The sequence below is a fragment of the Jannaschia formosa genome (assembly GCF_003340555.1).
GTDB lineage: Bacteria > Pseudomonadota > Alphaproteobacteria > Rhodobacterales > Rhodobacteraceae > Jannaschia > Jannaschia formosa.
Window position 1 is genome coordinate 1 of record NZ_QPLJ01000036.1, and the last position, 15,622, is coordinate 15,622.

Consider the following 15,622-nt stretch of genomic DNA (forward strand, 5'->3'; position numbering starts at 1 on the left):
ACCGCCTGCCAGCGCGAGGCATGCTGACCCTCGGTCTCGAGAACCAGCCGCACGGCGCGCTCGCGCACCTCAGGGGAAAACTTGTTCGTGGTCTTGCTCATGATGCTCCATCCTACTCAGGAGTTGGAGCCTCCGGCAGACCCGGCGCGGTTCAGATCTACCGTCTACCGTTGGTTCGCAGTCCAGCCGCTAGGCGAGCTTTCAACATGACCTCCGCTCTGATCTCGCTAAGGCCTCGTCTACTCCAACTCCATAAGGGACAAGCTGAAGAAGGCATCCCGCCGTGGAGAGAGCTATCTCCACGGCAGCTATCCGGCATCATTGGCGTCACCGTCCAGGCACTGGCCAACTGGCGTTACAGGGGAAATGGCCCCCGCTTTACGCAACGTCCAAGGACCCGCGTCTGTCTCTATCGCCTCTGTGACGTCTTTGAATGGGCAACCGGCCTCCCCGCCTGGCACCACAACAAGGCCTGGCTCCTTGCACGCGGGTTGGTACCTGACGACGCCGACGAACTCTACATCGAGTGGGTATGTTCGATTTTCCCAGGGCCAAGGTGATGAAATGGCAGAAAGGCGCCAGTTCGGGAGGATTTGGTCTGCCATAGTTATGGCGCCAACCCGTTGTCATTCCTATAAAAAGGTCTACCCCTCCGTCGTTGACACGTCGGGAAGACCTGACCGGCGGGTCCGCTGTCCTAGGAGATCATGCGCCGCTGTCCTAGGAGATCATGCGCCGCCCTCCAAGGCTGGCCGCTCGGCTCTGACCGACTCCAGCGCTGGGCAAGCCTTCCCGCCCCGATGAAGCCCTTCAGGGACCATCCCAAGTCGAGTATGACCCGCACGCGCAAGTATTCGATTTTGACTTCTGGCCCCGATCTGACCGCGGCCAAGAGAACCCTTGACTCCTGTGGAAATGGGTATTGACGCGTCGAATCACCTCGAGTAAGGACTGCACGTCTCTCAGATCACCTATCACCTATCAGTTTATCAGCGCCTCAGACGCGCACGTAAACGAAACAACATCGGCCAGCCCCCTGCGGCCTTGATAGTAGGTGTCTCTCCATGAACGACCCTTTCAGCGAACTGCGCATTGCGCAGGATCTTGTTGCGCGCCTTGCTCGCCACGTCGCGACCGAACTGGACCTCCACTACGACGCCATCGACCCTTAACTCATGGCTGAAGAGTTGGCCGACTTGCAGCAGGCCAAGCGGGTATTGACCCATGCGAACATGCCTGTGGCCAAGGTGGTGACCCACGTTCTGGTCAAGGCCGGGCTGAAATAGGGTAATCCTACAGACTCGCCTCCGCGGGCGGTTCAATCGAGCCGCATCGGAGCCTAAGTCAGGGGAACGGTCGCATATCAGATCAATCCCCTATCCGATTATCCCAGCTTATCAACTTTCCATTATCAGCGATCTCCTCCCCTCAACTCGTCTGCGGAGACAACAGATGGTTCGGAAAGCCACGGCGTCCATTACTCCCGTGTTCGCGAGATCCGATACGGCAGCGCGACTTCTCGACATTAGCGAGGCCGAGTTTCTACGCCTTGTCGAATCCAAGCATCTCCCCGATCCCGTCGTGATCGACCGGCATCGACGCTGGCATATGACCGATCTTTACAAGCTCTTGAGTGGTTCGGCTCTCGAGGGACTGGGAGACGTCTCATGGTGAAGAAGAAGTACCTGTGGACTAACAACCGGGGGTACACTTACGTGCGGCGTAATGGCACCCTTATCCCGATACGCGCCACAAAGGGTACGGCCGAGTTCGATTCGGAGTATTGGGCCATTATGCGTGGCGACTCCTTGGTCTCGACTAGATCCTTCAACGGCCTGATTGCAAGCTATCGCGTATCATCCCGTTGGACCAAGTTGTCTGCACGGACGCGGGATGACTACGAGAACGTCTTGAACGTACTGACCGAAAAGATCGGCACGATGGATTGCAGGCGGATGGTGCGCGCCGACGTCATCAAGGCGCGGGAGGGGCATAAGAACCGGCCGCGCTTCGCAACATACGTCGTCCAGGTTCTAAGCATCCTGATGGAGCACGCCATCGACATTGGCTGGCGCAAGGACAATCCTGCCAAGGGCGTCGGCAAGGTGAAGACAGACGCGGACAAGACGAAGCCACATCTACCTTGGACCGATGATGCCGTCGCCGTTTTCCGCTCGGGTGCTGCCCCCCTGCCGCTCCTGATTTTCGAGCTCGGACTGGGTAGCGTGCAACGCCCTGCTGACTGCACGAAGTTTAGATGGGAGGATTATGACGGTCGCTGCCTAAGGATCGAACAGGGAAAGACCAAGGTCCACCTTACGTTGCCCTGCACAGAGCGGTTGCGGGCGATCCTCGACAAGCAGGAGCGGATCAGTGAGACGATCCTCGTAAACCGGCGGGGGGCCCCTTTGGCCTACCAAACGATGGCACAGATCATGCTTAAGGAGCGTCGCCGTCTTGGCGTCGAGGCATTCGATCTTCATGCCCTACGCTATCGGGGGGTGATGGAGTTAGCCCTCGCGGGTTGCACCGACGATGAGATCGCGAGCTACAGTGGCCATGCATCGAAGGAAATGATCCGCCACTACGCTGGCAAAGCCCGCCAGGAGACCGCTGCCCGAAGGGCTCTCGAGAAGCGGGAGGCGGATGACCGGCGCTGAGCATCCCGGAAGATAGGGGATGGGGCCGACAGCGGACAGAACGGGTACAAAACAAGAAAGTGAAAACAAGGGTGAGAACTCGACCAGACTGGCCTTGCGGCTGATCGCCGAAAACCCTAGAGAAACCGAAGCTTCGGCGAGTTGGCGGAGTGGTTACGCAGCGGATTGCAAATCCGTGCACACCGGTTCGATTCCGGTACTCGCCTCCAGCACCCCTTAGCGTATTGTTTTCGCAAAGGAGCCCGTGACGTTGTCCAGCCAAGAGTTGTCCAATATGGACCACATCGACGCGAAGGACACCGAAGACATGCGTTACCTTGTTCGCCCCCGTGGTGACGGAAAGGGCTACGTTTTTCGGACGGTCACGCCGGATGCTCTGAAGGGTTTGAACAACCCTCGCACCGGGAAGCCGTTCGGACGGGAGATCAAGCTAGGACTGGACACGAGGCACCTGCCTACGGCTCGCCAGCGCCGAGACGTCGTCCTTGGCGAACTGAGGGCGTTAGCTCTCCGCCAAGCGGGCGATGATGCATTCGCACTCCAGACCGCCTTGGACTGGCGCGAGGACATCGCCAGAGCGCGGGAGAAAGACCCGTCCGGCGAACAGGCGAAGCTGATGGAGCTGGTACTCGTCGACAAGCTGGAAGCTCAGGAGATGGCTGGGCGTTCTGTCAAAGGCCTTAGGCGTCTTGGTAGGGTCGCGCAGCCTGCGGGAGGTCGTCGGCGATCACCATGGTCTCGGTCGGCCCGGCGAAGAGGATGGTGCCGGGCATCGTCTCGACCTCGACATCCTTCATCAAGTCGCGCTGGACCCGGGCGAAGTTGCGCACCTGCTCCTGAGCGAAGCGGATGTCGGCGAGCTCGCGCTCCGACAACTCGCCGATCAGCGCGTCGATCTCGGGCTGGCTCAGGCGAAAGCTCTCGGGCTCGTAGCTGTCGAACCTTGCCGACAACTCGCGCACGGCGGCGTCGCCTCGCGCGTCGATGTCCCTCAAGGTCGCCTCGACCGAGGCACGCACCTTCGCATCGTCCTCGGCGCGATCGGCGGTGGATTTCGCGGTCTTGAGGCGCTCGGCCATCTGGAACCCTCCCCGGGCTCGGCGCCACCTTAGGGGAGGCGGTGGCCGTGCTCAAACGAGTTTTGCAGTCCTATGCAAAGCTAGAGGCCCGCGATCCAGCCGGTCAGCAGCGCGATCATCTCTTCCGTGCGCCCGGGCGAGAGGATGTCGCCCGCGAGGACGTGCTCGTTCGGATCGTCGCCCGGCGAAGGCGCGACCCGCTCGACCGTGACCGGCCCGCCCCAGGCGGCCAGCACGTCCTCGATGGCCTCGGGTGCGACGACCCGGTCGCGCGGCGAGAAGACGAAGAGTGCGGGCGTCCGCGTCGCCCCCCAGTCGAGCCCCTCCGCATGGTCGATCAGCGCCTGCATCGGCAAGGTGGCGACCGTCGGATAACGGGTCGTCCAGTGTCTGGCGTGGCGCTCGTTGAGCGGCTGGAACGCCCGCTCCGGCCCGGCCACCAGCGGCACCCACCAGCGCGCCGCGGGCCAGGAGAGCAGGGCCGCCGCGGGGTTCGCCACCCGGAAGTTGGGCGAGATCAGCACGATTCCCGCCAGCCCTTCCCGCTGCGCCGCAAGCGCCGGGTCGGCGGCCAGCACGGCGGCGAGCGTCCCTCCGGTCGAGGTTCCGATGACGACCACCCGGTCGCCAAGCCGGCGGCCGACTTCCATCGCCTCGGCCACGTCCTCCAGCCAGTCGCCGGCGTCGGGCTCCGCCATGGCGGCCCCGTTGCGCCCATGCCCGGCAAGCCGCTGGTAGAACAGGTTCGCGCCCGTCGCCTCGGCGACGCGGTCGGCGACGGGCCGGGTCTCCCAGAGATCGGCGGAGAAGCCGTGCAGGTAGACGATGGCCAGCGGGGTCCGCTGCCCCGGAGGACCGGCCCAGAGGATGCGCTTGGCGGCGTCGGGGCGCAGGTCCGGCACCCGCGCTTCGCGGTCGGCGAACCAGCGGTCGAGATCGGGAGGCAGGACGGACGGATCGAAGGCGATCTCGGTCTCGACCTCCTCGTAGGTGCCCGCGACCCACAGCGCGGCGACCGCGATCGCCAGCCCGACGATCAGGAACAGGAAACCGCGCAGGACCGTCGTCAGCATGACCCACCTCCGGCGTTCATGGGCAGGCGGGGCGGCCGCGGGGTCAAGCGCCGATCCGCTCCAGCACCTCCGCGACGCTGCGTTCGATCAGCCGCAGCTCCTCGGGGCCCGAGAACCGGTGGTCGGCCCCCTTCACGAGGGTCAGCCGCATGTCCGGACCTTCGGCATGGGCCAGCAGGCGGTGCGCCCAGGCTTCCGGCACGTCGACATCGGCCGTGCCCTGCAGGAACCGCACCGGGATCGGCAGCGCCAGCGGCGTGCGCAGCACGAGGCGTCCGCGTCCCTCTTCGATCAGGTGCTGTGTGATGATGTAGGGCTCGCCGTATTCCGAGGGCACGGCGACGCGCCCGGTCTCGAACAGCTCGACCCTCTGCGCCTCGTCGAAGGACGCCCAATAGCCGTCCTCGGTGAAATCCGGCGCCGCGGCGATGGTGACAAGTCCCGCAACCCGCTCCGGCCGGTCCCGGGCGATCAGCAGCGCGATCCACCCGCCCATAGAGGAGCCGACGAGCACATAGGGCTGCGCGATCTCGTGGTCGATAACGGCCAGCGCGTCCTGCATCCAGGTCCCGATGGACCCGGCCTCGAAGCTGCCGCCCGAGATCCCGTGCCCGGAATAGTCGAGCCGAAGGAAGGCCCGGCCCTGCGCCCGGGCCCAGGCCTCCAGCGCCAGCGCCTTGGTTCCCTGCATGTCCGATTTGAAGCCGCCGAGGAAGACGACGGCCGGGGCCTCGCCCGGCGTGAACTCGTAGGCGAGGCGCAGTCCGTTCCGCTCGATCACCGCCATGACATATCCTCCTGCACCGGCAGATAGGCCATTCTGGCGCGCTCGGCAAATAAGTGACCTCATGGTCACATGTCTTGACAGGTGACCGGATCATCACGTATGGACGAGGCATGGACCTGATCTTCAAATCCCTCGCCGACCCCTCGCGCCGCGACCTGCTCGACGCGCTGCGACGGCAGGACGGCCAGACCCTGTCGGAGCTGGAGAGCGGCCTGCCCCTCAGCCGCTTCGGTGTGGCCAAACACCTGAAGCTGCTGGAGGAAGCGGGGCTCGTCACCCGCGTCAAGCGCGGCCGCTACACTCATCACTACCTCAATGCCGTCCCCCTGGCCGAAGCCCTGTCCCGCTGGGTCGAACCGTTCGAGGTCGCCCCCGCCGCCGCGGGGCTTCTCGCCCTGAAGGCGCGTCTCGAGCAGGAGGCCGAGGCCCCGGACGTGGTCCATCACAGCTTCATCCGCTGCTCCCGCGACGCGCTGTGGTCGGCGTTGCGCGACAGCGCGCGCCGGCCCCTGCGGCCGGGCCCCGCCGGCGCGGTGGTCGCCTCCGACCCCGGCACGCGGCTGGAGACGCGGATGCCTGCTCACCTCACGCTGCCTGAAACGCGCGTCGCCTACGAGATCGACAGCGAGGGCGCGCATCAGCATCTCACCGTCGGCCATTTCGGCCTGCCGCCCCCGCTCCGCCCGCAGCTTGCCGAGGCCTGGGCGCGCTGGTCGGCTGGGCTCAAGACCTGGCTTGAAACCGGAGAGCCCGCGACCTTCCCCCGCCCCGCCTGACGCACCCCCTCCCGCCCGCATTGCCGCCGTCCCGCCCGCGGGACGGCCACCGGATACCTGCGCCTGACCCAACGGAGAAATCCCGATGACCGAGAAACCCGACTACGTTTTGCGCACCTTCATCCGGTGCAGCCAGGACGCGCTGTGGGACGCCCTGACCGACGCCGAGGCCGCCGCGTCCTACCACCCGTTCACGCCCGGCGCGGTCCGCGACGGCGACGCCCTGATCTACAAGCGGCCGGATGGATCGGACATGCTCGTTTGCCGCGAGACGGCGTTGACCCCGAAGACCCGCATCGAGGCGGAGTTCGCGCCGAAATGGGCGCCAGACGTGCCCGTGTCGCGCTTCATCTGGCTGATCGCGCCCGAGGGGGCGTTCTGCGCCCTGACGCTGGAGCATTACGACATCCCCGCGGGCGCCGTGGGCTATGCGGACGGGTGGGAACGGTTGGTGGCCGGGCTCAAGACCTGGCTCGAGACCGGCACGCCCGCGAAGATCGGGGGTGCGGCATGACACCCGAGCTCTGGTGGATGACCTGGACCGCGATCCTCGCCGGATCGCTCTGGATTCCCTACATCGTCGGCGTCAACACGGCGTCGGACGGCAATCTGCCCGAGGGCTGGGATCCCTTCACCCGTCCGGGCGATCCGCTCCGCCATCGCCCCTGGGTGGCCCGCGCCTGGCGCGCGCATCTGAACCTGCTGGAACAGTTCCTGCCGATGCTGGCCCTCGTGCTCATCGCTCATGCGGCGGGGGTGTCGACCGTGGTGACGGCCTGGGCGACGGGGATCTTCTTCGGCCTGCGCATCGCCCATGCCGTCGGCATGATCACGGGCTGGGCGCGCATGCCGCTTCGCCCGCTGATCTTCACAGCCGGCTGGCTCTGCATTCTCGCCGTCGCAGGCGCGATCCTGCTGGCCGGGTGAGCGTCCGGTGAAACCCTCCCCCGCGCCGCTGCGTTGGCGCGGGAAGAGACGGGAGACACCACCATGGTCAAAGCGAACCCCACCGGGCAGCAGCCGATGCCGCCATCCGACGAGGCCCCCGGCCCCGAGAAGTCCAAGCCCTTCGGGGTCAGCGAGGCGAAGAAGAAGCCGGGGGACGGCAAGACGAAATACGACAAGCCTTCCGAGGCATCCGACGACTTCGCCATCGACGAGAAGCGCGAAAAGCGCGTCCGCGGCAACGAGGCGCCCAAGGACGTCAGCACGCCGGACTAGGCTCGGAACCTATACAAGGTATTGACTTGTATTACTTCCTGACCTGGATATGAGTCTGGAAGATGGGTCATGGCCGAGGATTGTCTTTGCTGGCTATGCCCGCTTCCTCGCCACCGAAGGGCTGGAGGGCATCGCCGCGCGTAACGCCGAGCGCGGGCTCGACCCCGTCGGCATGACCGAGCGATTCACCCGCCATGCCCGCGCGCTGGTCGCCTCGGGCGGGGGAGAGGGGGCCGACCGCCCGGCCGGGCTGCGGCTGGAGATCCTGGCCGAGACCAACCCCTATGCGAGCGACGCGCCCGAGATCGTCCTGCGCGTCCTGCTGGACGGCGCCCCGTACGGGGCCGCGCCGCTGCGCGTTCTGGCGCGCGCCCCCGACGGGACCGTGACCGAGACCCGCCATCCGACCGATGCCGAGGGCCGCGCCACGATCCCCGCGCCGCCGGGCATCGAGATCCTGGCCAATGTCGTCTGGCTGGAGGAGACCGACCCGGCGACCGGCGCGCCCTGGCATTCGCATTGGGGCTCGCTGACTTTCCGCCGCCCGGAGTAGGGCGCCGGAAGCCGGCAGGAGCCGCGCCCCACCCTCCGGCAGGCGCTTTCCCGAGCGGCATGGTGCGCCACGGCCGGCGGAGGCCCCGGGGCAGGGCCAAGGCAGGTTCGGGGCGCGCGCCGGTCCCGGCTTGCCGTCCGGCGCCTAACGGCGCCTCAGAACGAGGTGACGGGGGCGGCGGCCAGCACGGTCGTCGGCGCGCCGGTGGGCGAGCCGCCCTCCGGCTCCTCGGAGACGGCGAGCACCAGCCCGGCGAGGTCCGGGCGCAGGGTCTCGGGCAGCGGCGCGGGTCCGGCCTCGGGCAGGAGGCCCAGCGAGACCGGCGCGCCCCCGTCCGGGGGGATCGCCCAGAGCTCGTAGTCGCGCCCGGCGGGGGCGGGCCCGGTCAGGCGGCGGATGCGGAAGGCGCCGGCGGCGGGGTCCCAGGCGGCCAGCACGCGCAGCCCGTCGCCCTCGGTCGCGATCTCGGCCACCACGGCGGGGCCCCGGGGCGGGACCAGCAGCTCGGGCCGCAGCGCCGCGACCGCCAGCGCCGCCGCCGCCGTCCCGGCGAGCAGCCAGGGCAGCAGCCGCGCGAAGGGCTTCGGCGGGCGCCCGAAGAGGCGCCGGCGCAGACGTCGGCGCACCCGCGCGGGGGGCGCGATCTCGGGCACCTCGTCCCAGGTCGCGGCCAGCGCCTCCTCCCAGAAGGCGACCTCGGCGCGGAACTCGGGATCGGTCACCAGCCGCCGCCGCGCGGCGGCGCGCAGCGTGCCCTCGTCGAGATGCAGCGCGTGCTCGGCGGCGGTGGCGATATCGTCCTCGGAGAGGGTCATCGCGCCATGCACTCCCGCAGGCTGATCAGCGCCCGGCGCAGCCAGGTCCGCATCGTGTTGAGCGGGATGCCCGCGGCCCGGGCCAGCTCCGCGTAGGAGCGGCCGTCGAGATAGGCGCCGCGCACGGCCTCCGCCCGCGACGCCTCGAGTTCCTCCATGCAGGCGGCGATGCGGGCGGCGTCCGAGGCGGCGATGGCGACGGTCTCGGGGGTGGGGGCGCGGTCGGGCATCTCGGGCAGGGACTCGCCGCTCTCCTCGCGCCGCCGGCTTCGGGTCCGGCGGCGGTCGATGGCGGCGTTGCGCGCGATGGTGGCCAGCCAGGTGATCGGGCTCAGCCCGTTGGCCGCGTAGCGGTCGGAGGCATGCCAGACCTTCACATAGACCTCCTGCAAGACATCCTCGGCGGCGGACCGGTCGTTCAAGACACGCAGGCAGATGCCGAAGAGTTTCGCCGAGGTCGCCGCATAGAGCGCGTCCATCGCCGCCCGTTCGCCCAGGGCGCAGCGCGCGATGAGGGTCTCGATCTCGGTGGGCGTGCGGGGGCGGTGGGCCATGGGGGGATTTGTGCCGCTCGGCCCGGGCTTGTCCATGACGGACTGCGCCGGGCGGGGCGCAAAGTTTCCCGGGCGGCCCCGAAACTTCGCGGCGGCGCGCGACGTGACTGCGGCCGAGGCGGGGCAGGACGCCCCGGCCACCGACAAGGAGATCCGCATGAAGACCCTCTCCACCGCCGCCCTGGCGCTGCTCGCCGCCGCCCCCGCCCATGCGATGGGCCATGCCGCCCTCTCGGGCTATGCGCTCGCCGACGATGGCGCCACGCTGGTCACGATGGCCTCGATCGCCGCACCCGGCGACGTGCAGACCCACGCGCTCGCGACACCGCTGCGCGGCCTCGCCTATCGCCCCGTCACCGGCGCGCTGCTGGGCTATGCCGACGGCGCGATCTACGAGATCGACCCGATGTCGGGCGCGCTCACCGACCTGGGCGCGACCTTCATGGAGGATGCCGCGATCGGCGAGGGCGCCGTGGCCTTCGACTTCAACAACCAGATCGACGCGGTGCGCGCGGTCGGCGCCGACGGGTCGAACCTGGTCTACTTCCCCGAGGGCTTCGGCGACGGGGACGAGCGCGCGAACTCCGTCCGCCGCTTCACCGACGCCTTCTATGTCGAGGGCGACGCGAATGCGGGTGCCACGCCGCAGATCTTCGCCAACGCCTATACCAACGCGATCGCCGGCAGCACCGCGTCGGCGACGGCGCAATACGCGCTGGACGCGGGCACCGACGCGCTGGTCACGCTGGCCAACAACGCCGGCGAGCTGGCGACCGTGGGCCCGCTGACGCTGGACGGCGCGCCGGTCGACATCGCCGCCACGGGCGGCTTCGACATCGTCTCGCCCGAGGAGGGCACGGACCTGGCCTTCGCCATCCTGCAGATCGAAGGCGCCGGGAGCGCCGGGCTCTACCAGCTCGACCTGGCCTCCGGCGCGCTGACCGAACTGGCCGATCTGGGCATGGGCGGCGTCACCGGCTTCGCGGTCTCGCAGGGCATGTGACGGTTATCTGCCGAGGCCGGTTTCGGCCTCGCCCGTGCGAATGCGGAGGAGGCGCCCCGGCCGGACGGCCGGGGCGTCCTTCGTAGGATCAAGACTGATTGATGTTCAAAGCCAGAAGATGACGGTTCCGGCGAGGGCGATGGCGGAGAGGAAGACCTTTGGGTACCTGTCGTAGCAGGTGGCGATACGGCGCCAGTCCTTCAGCCTGCCGAACATGATTTCGATGCGGTTGCGCCTCTTGTAGCGGCGCCTATCGTAGCGGACGACCGTGCCGCGCGACTTCCGCCCCGGGATGCAGGGGCATATCCCCCTGCCCTTCAACGCTTCGCGGAACCAGTCGGCGTCATAGCCACGGTCAGCGATCAGCCACTCCGCCGCGGGCAGACTGTCCAGCAGGGCCGCAGTGCCGGTGTAGTCGCTGACCTGGCCTGCGGTCATGAAGAACCGCAAGGGGCGGCCGTCGGCATCCGTCACAGCGTGCAGCTTGGAGTTCAGCCCGCCCTTCGTTCGCCCGCAGGCTCGAGGCCGTGCGGTGCGCCTTCAGATACGTCGCGTCGATCATGACGGCCTTCTTCCGGCCGCCTTCGGAGGCCAGCCGCCATCATCCGGACGAAGACCCCCATATCGCCCCACCGCTTCCAGCCGTTGTAGAGGGTCTTGGGCGGACCATACCCCCGGGGCGCGTTGCACCACCTCAACCCGTTGCGGTGGATGAAGATTATGCCGCTCAGCATGCGCCGGTCATCGACCCGCGGCTTGCCGTGGCTCTTGGGAAAGAACGGACGCAGCCGCTCCATCTGCGCGTCGGTCAGCCAGAACATGTTGCTCACATCCTCACTCCCGTCAGTTCGGGAGCTTGAATCACGCAGGTCGGGCATTCTCAAGCAGATCAATTGTTCCTGATCCTAGCCTCCGGACAGATCACCATGCCTAAGGCCGGCCGCTGGAAACGCCGTCCGCACCCCTCGCTGTTCAGGCGATTAACCTCGCCGAGTAAAACCGCGACCCTGATCCCGCCGGAAATTGCGCCAACATGATTTCCAGACCTTCGAGACAGCAGGACTGCCCCAACGACAAAGACACCATTCCACCCGGGCTCCACCGCTCAAGAAGCTGCGAAGGCGAAGGTGCCTGACCATGCCTCGCCGTTCAGTCCGGCAGGCCCGCGAGGACCTTGTCGAGCGTGGCCGGGTAGTCGCGGACGCGGATGCCGGTGGCGTCGAAGATCGCGTTGAGGACCGCCGCGCCCGCGCCGGAGATGCCCAGTTCGCCGACGCCCTTGGTCTGGATCGGGCAGGACATCTCGTCCCGCTCGTCGAGGAAATGCACCTCGATGGGGGGGCAGTCGGCGTTCACGGGCAGGTGGTACTCGGCAAGGTCGTCATTCACGGCATGCCCGTCGCGCGGGTCGAAGGACAGTTCCTCGGTCAGCGCCGCACCGATGCCCCAGATCATCCCGCCCTGGCATTGCGAGCGTGCAGTCTTCTCGTTGAGGATGCGGCCCGCGGCGAAGGTGCCGAGCATCCGCAGGACTCGGGTCTCGCCGGTGATCCTGTTCACGGCAACCTCGGCGAAGAAGGCGCCGTAGCCTGCCTGGCTCGCGTCGTCGGCTGTCTCGCCCGGCTCGAACTTCCCTTCCTCGGAGAGATCGCCGCCGGACAGGAGGTCCACGAGGTCGGCGCGAAAGTTGCCACCCGTCGCGACGCCATCCTTCAGCGTCAGGTCCTCCGCCTCGCAGCCGAGGCGTTCGGCAAGCGTCGCGCGCAGGCCCTGGCAGGCGAGGAAGACCGAGGACCCGGCCGAGGACGCGCCATGCGATCCGCCGGAGCCCGCGGCGGGCGGCAGGTCGGTGTCGCCCAGCCGGACGTCGACGGAGGCCACCGGCAGCCCGAGCATCTCACCCGCGATCTGGCCGAGGATGGCATAGGTTCCCGTGCCGATATCGGTCATGTCCGTCTCGACCAGAGCGGTGCCATCGCCACGCAGCGTCACCCGCGCCTCGGAGGGCGCCACCATGTTGATCCGCGCCGCCGCGGCCATGCCCTGACCGACCAGCCATTCGCCCTCGCGCCGGGAGCCGGGGGACCAGCCGAAGGCGCGGGCGCCCTGGTCCATGCAGTCGGCGAGACGCCGCGCCGAATACGGGATGTCCTGCTCGGGATGCCGGTCGGGGATGTTGCGGCGGCGCAGGTCGATCGGGTCCATGTGGAGCACGCGGGCCAGCTCGTCCATCGCGCCTTCGAGGGCGAGCATGCCCACCGCCTCTCCCGGCGCGCGGACCGATCCCGTGCAGGCGCGGTTCACCCGCGCCACCTCCTGCCCGAGTCGACGGTTCGCGCCCGCGTAGAGGAAATGGGTGGACTGGGTCGTGGGTTCGCTGAAGACCTCGTCCGGCAGGTTGTAGACGCGGTCCTCGTGGCCGATGCCCGTGAGCCGCCCCTCCTCGTCGGCGGCAAGCCGGATTCGCTGCCGCGTCGAGGTCCGGTGCGTCACCATCGAGAAGACCTGCTGTCGCGTCATCACCACCCGCACGGGACGCCCGAGGTCCCGCGCGGCGATGGCGGCGGCGACCGCCTCGGGCGAGATGCCGAGCTTCGAGCCGAAGCCGCCGCCGACGAAGGGGGAGAGGACGCGCACGTTCTCCTCCGGGATGCCGAGGGAGTCCGCAAGCTCGGCCTTGTTGTACTTCAGCATCTGGTAAGAGCCGTGGAGCGTCAGGCGCTCGCCCTCCCATGACGCGACCGAGGCGTGCAGTTCCATGGCCGCGGAGTGATGGGGCGGGGTCGTATAGGTGACGTCGACGCTGGCACGCGCCTCGGCCATGGCCCGGTCGAGATCGCCTTGGTCGAGGCGCCTCTTGTCGGGCCGGTCGACATCCGAAGCTGTCGCGGGATCGACCTGCGCCTCGGCCTCCTCATAGCTGGGCCGGAGATTTGCGGCCGCATGGCGGGCCTGTTCGAGCGTCTCGGCCACGACAAGGGCGATCGGCTGGCCGTGGTAGAAGATCTCCCGCACGCCCTGCACCGGCGCCTCGCCTGCGCCACCCTGCGCCGGGTTTCGCAGGAACCGCTCGTCCGAGAAGACGCCGAGAACGCCCGGCATCGCGCGCACCTCTTCCGCGTTCATCCCGGCAAGCCGCCCGCGGGCGATGGTGGCGCGCACCAGCACGCCCTCGACCTGTCCGGGGAGTTGCCGTTCGGCCGCATAATGCGCCCTGCCCGAGACCTTCAGAGGTCCCTCGGGCCGGTCGAGCGGACGATGGATCACGCCCTGCTCGGTCCGGTCGAGAAGCGGCCGCTGCGGGGCGTCCATCTTGAACTGGGTGGTCATGCGGGCTTCTCCATTCCGGCCGCCTCGCGCAGCGCGGCCTTCAGGACGCGGCGGGTGAGGGGGATCTTGAAGTCGTTGTGGCCATGCCCCTTCGCTTCGCGGAGAAGCACGTCCGCCGCCCGGTCAAAAAGCTCCTCGGACGGCACCTCGCCGATCAGCGTTGCCTCCACCTCGGGGTCCCGCCAGGGCTTAGGTGCAAGCCCGCCGAAGGCGAGCGAGGCGCGCGCGATGCGGCCGTTCTCCACCGCGACGACGCTCGCGAGAGAGACCAGCGCGAAGGCATAGGAGGCGCGGTCGCGCGCCTTGCGGTAAGCCTGATGCCCTCGCGGCGCGGACGGCAGGACGACGGCCGTGATCAGTTCGCCGTCGGCCAGCACAGTCTCCCGGTCGGGCGCGTCGCCCGGCAGCCGGTGCAGGTCGGCAAGCGGACGCATCCGCCGCGCACCATCCGCCGTCTCGGTCTCCACCTCGGCGTCGAGTGCGAGAAGCGCCACGGCCATGTCGCTGGGATGCGTGGCGATGCAGTGCTCACTCGCTCCGAGGATCGCATGGATGCGGTTGATCCCTCCGAGCGCGGCACAGCCGCTGCCGGGCTCACGCTTGTTGCAGGATTGCGACGTGTCGTAGAAGTAGTGGCACCGCGTCCGCTGGAGCAGATTGCCGCCCGTCGTCGCCTTGTTGCGGAGCTGGCCCGAGGCGCCCGCCAGAAGCGCGCGCGACAGGACGGGATAGTTGCGCCGCACGGTCCCGTGCGCCGCCAGGTCGGCATTGGTGACGAGCGCGCCGATGCGCAGACCGCCGACCTCCGTCCGCTCGATCGCGCCGAGGTCGAGCCGCGTGATGTCCACGAGCCGGTCGGGCGCCATGACCTCGAGCTTCATGAGATCGAGAAGGTTCGTCCCCCCCGCGATGAAGGTCGCGCCGCCGCGGGCGGCCTCGGTGGCGGAGCCGGTGTCTTCGGCGCGGACATAGTCGAAAGGCCTCATTCCGCGGCCTCCGACTTGGCGGACGCCTCGCGGATGGCCTCGTTGATGCCCGTGTAGGCGGCGCACCGGCAGAGATTGCCGCTCATCCGTTCCGAGATCTCGACGTCGCTGAGGTCCACCGGTCCCTCGAGGTCCACGGAGACGTGGCTCGGCCAGCCCTCGCGCACCTCGCCCAGCATCCCGCAGGCCGAGACGACCTGGCCCGGGGTACAGTAGCCGCACTGGAACCCGTCATGCGTCACGAAGGCCGCCTGCAGCGGGTGGAGCGCCCCCGGCTCGCCCAGCCCCTCGACCGTGGTGATCTCGTCGCCTTCGTGCATCACGGCGAGCGCGAGGCAAGCATTGATCCGCCGTCCGTTCACCAGAACCGTGCAGGCGCCGCACTGGCCGTGATCGCAGCCCTTCTTGCTGCCGGTCAGGCCCAGGTCATGGCGCAGCGCGTCGAGCAGCGTGACCCGCGGATCCAGGTCGAGCGCGTGCCGCACGCCGTTGACGGTGAGATCGACTTGCATGGAAAACCTTTCGGCTGGCAATGGTGACGGCCCCGGCGCACCGGGGGTTCATGGTCCGAACCGACGCAGGCCGCTCCGGGTTCCAGCGGAAGGGAACGGTCGCCGCGCGACAACTCGCGACCCTTCGCGGCGCCGTCCGCCTGCATTGCTCGCCTTCGGGCATCGTGGATGTGCGCTTCGGGCGTCGACTACGACGAAGACCTGAGAGGGCAGCGTGCCGGCCAGTCGGGACATCTCATGCGACAGAACCGCGATCGATCCTGAAGAACCGCC

Annotated in this window: 14 protein-coding genes, 1 tRNA gene and 2 pseudogenes; 8 read left to right on the top strand and 9 right to left on the bottom strand. The window is 68.2% G+C overall.

Translation table 11 applies throughout. The features are described from left to right. The first annotated feature begins 1,667 nt into the window (after window positions 1–1,667). Both DR046_RS20950 and DR046_RS20955 read left to right on the top strand, forming a co-directional pair. A complete protein-coding gene (locus DR046_RS20950) occupies window positions 1,668–2,660 on the top strand; it encodes a tyrosine-type recombinase/integrase (protein ID WP_115384319.1) in 993 nt (330 codons plus the stop codon). Window positions 2,661–2,795: 135 nt separating this feature from the next. Further along, a tRNA-Cys gene (locus tag DR046_RS20955) sits at window positions 2,796–2,869 on the top strand. Between the two features lie 546 nt (window positions 2,870–3,415). On the opposite strand, the pseudogene DR046_RS20960 reads toward DR046_RS20955, so the two are convergent. The 3 genes and pseudogenes from DR046_RS20960 to DR046_RS20970 all read right to left on the bottom strand — a co-directional run. Next, window positions 3,416–3,739 (bottom strand): annotated as a pseudogene (locus DR046_RS20960) (histidinol dehydrogenase); the annotation flags it as partial. Between the two features lie 80 nt (window positions 3,740–3,819). Continuing rightward, on the bottom strand, window positions 3,820–4,812 hold the full coding sequence (locus tag DR046_RS20965) for an alpha/beta hydrolase (protein ID WP_115384321.1): 993 nt from the start codon (window positions 4,810–4,812) through the stop codon (window positions 3,820–3,822). Window positions 4,813–4,855: 43 nt separating this feature from the next. Continuing rightward, on the bottom strand, window positions 4,856–5,599 hold the full coding sequence (locus tag DR046_RS20970; RefSeq protein WP_115384322.1) for an alpha/beta fold hydrolase: 744 nt from the start codon (window positions 5,597–5,599) through the stop codon (window positions 4,856–4,858). Between the two features lie 110 nt (window positions 5,600–5,709). On the opposite strand from DR046_RS20970, the gene DR046_RS20975 reads away from it, so the two are divergent. The 5 genes from DR046_RS20975 (at window position 5,710) to DR046_RS20995 (ending at window position 8,149) form a co-directional block, all read left to right on the top strand. Continuing rightward, window positions 5,710–6,375, top strand: coding sequence for an ArsR/SmtB family transcription factor (locus DR046_RS20975; RefSeq protein WP_115384323.1), 666 nt, complete (start codon window positions 5,710–5,712; stop codon window positions 6,373–6,375). Between the two features lie 85 nt (window positions 6,376–6,460). Then, window positions 6,461–6,889 carry an SRPBCC domain-containing protein gene (locus tag DR046_RS20980; RefSeq protein WP_115384324.1) on the top strand — a complete coding sequence of 143 codons (429 nt, stop codon included), beginning with the start codon at window positions 6,461–6,463 and terminating at the stop codon, window positions 6,887–6,889. Beyond that, on the top strand, window positions 6,886–7,302 hold the full coding sequence (locus tag DR046_RS20985; protein ID WP_115384325.1) for an MAPEG family protein: 417 nt from the start codon (window positions 6,886–6,888) through the stop codon (window positions 7,300–7,302). Before DR046_RS20980 ends, DR046_RS20985 begins: the two co-directional genes overlap by 4 nt. A gap of 63 nt (window positions 7,303–7,365) precedes the next feature. After that, entirely contained in the window at window positions 7,366–7,596 is a 231-nt protein-coding gene (locus DR046_RS20990; protein WP_115384326.1) for a hypothetical protein, read from the top strand. 49 nt (window positions 7,597–7,645) lie between these two features. Further along, window positions 7,646–8,149, top strand: a complete 504-nt coding sequence (locus DR046_RS20995) for a DUF4198 domain-containing protein (protein ID WP_115384327.1) — start codon at window positions 7,646–7,648, stop codon at window positions 8,147–8,149. 155 nt (window positions 8,150–8,304) lie between these two features. Here the strand turns inward: DR046_RS20995 and DR046_RS21000 are convergent, their stop codons facing one another. After that, window positions 8,305–8,964 (bottom strand): anti-sigma factor, encoded by a 660-nt coding sequence (locus DR046_RS21000; protein ID WP_135227359.1) that lies wholly within the window; start codon window positions 8,962–8,964, stop codon window positions 8,305–8,307. Continuing rightward, a complete protein-coding gene (locus tag DR046_RS21005) occupies window positions 8,961–9,518 on the bottom strand; it encodes a sigma-70 family RNA polymerase sigma factor (RefSeq protein ID WP_115384329.1) in 558 nt (185 codons plus the stop codon). The genes DR046_RS21000 and DR046_RS21005 overlap by 4 nt, the downstream gene beginning before the upstream one ends. 157 nt (window positions 9,519–9,675) lie before the next feature. On the opposite strand from DR046_RS21005, the gene DR046_RS21010 reads away from it, so the two are divergent. Beyond that, window positions 9,676–10,521 (top strand): DUF4394 domain-containing protein, encoded by an 846-nt coding sequence (locus DR046_RS21010; RefSeq protein ID WP_115384346.1) that lies wholly within the window; start codon window positions 9,676–9,678, stop codon window positions 10,519–10,521. 105 nt (window positions 10,522–10,626) lie between these two features. On the opposite strand, the pseudogene DR046_RS21015 reads toward DR046_RS21010, so the two are convergent. From DR046_RS21015 to DR046_RS21030, 4 genes and pseudogenes are all read right to left on the bottom strand, one after another. After that, window positions 10,627–11,351: pseudogene (locus DR046_RS21015) on the bottom strand (IS5 family transposase). Between the two features lie 319 nt (window positions 11,352–11,670). Next, on the bottom strand, window positions 11,671–13,851 hold the full coding sequence (locus tag DR046_RS21020; protein WP_115384330.1) for a xanthine dehydrogenase family protein molybdopterin-binding subunit: 2,181 nt from the start codon (window positions 13,849–13,851) through the stop codon (window positions 11,671–11,673). Next, window positions 13,848–14,837, bottom strand: coding sequence for an FAD binding domain-containing protein (locus DR046_RS21025; protein WP_115384331.1), 990 nt, complete (start codon window positions 14,835–14,837; stop codon window positions 13,848–13,850). Before DR046_RS21025 ends, DR046_RS21020 begins: the two co-directional genes overlap by 4 nt. Then, on the bottom strand, window positions 14,834–15,349 hold the full coding sequence (locus tag DR046_RS21030) for a 2Fe-2S iron-sulfur cluster-binding protein (RefSeq protein ID WP_115384332.1): 516 nt from the start codon (window positions 15,347–15,349) through the stop codon (window positions 14,834–14,836). The genes DR046_RS21025 and DR046_RS21030 overlap by 4 nt, the downstream gene beginning before the upstream one ends. Window positions 15,350–15,622 lie beyond the last annotated feature (273 nt).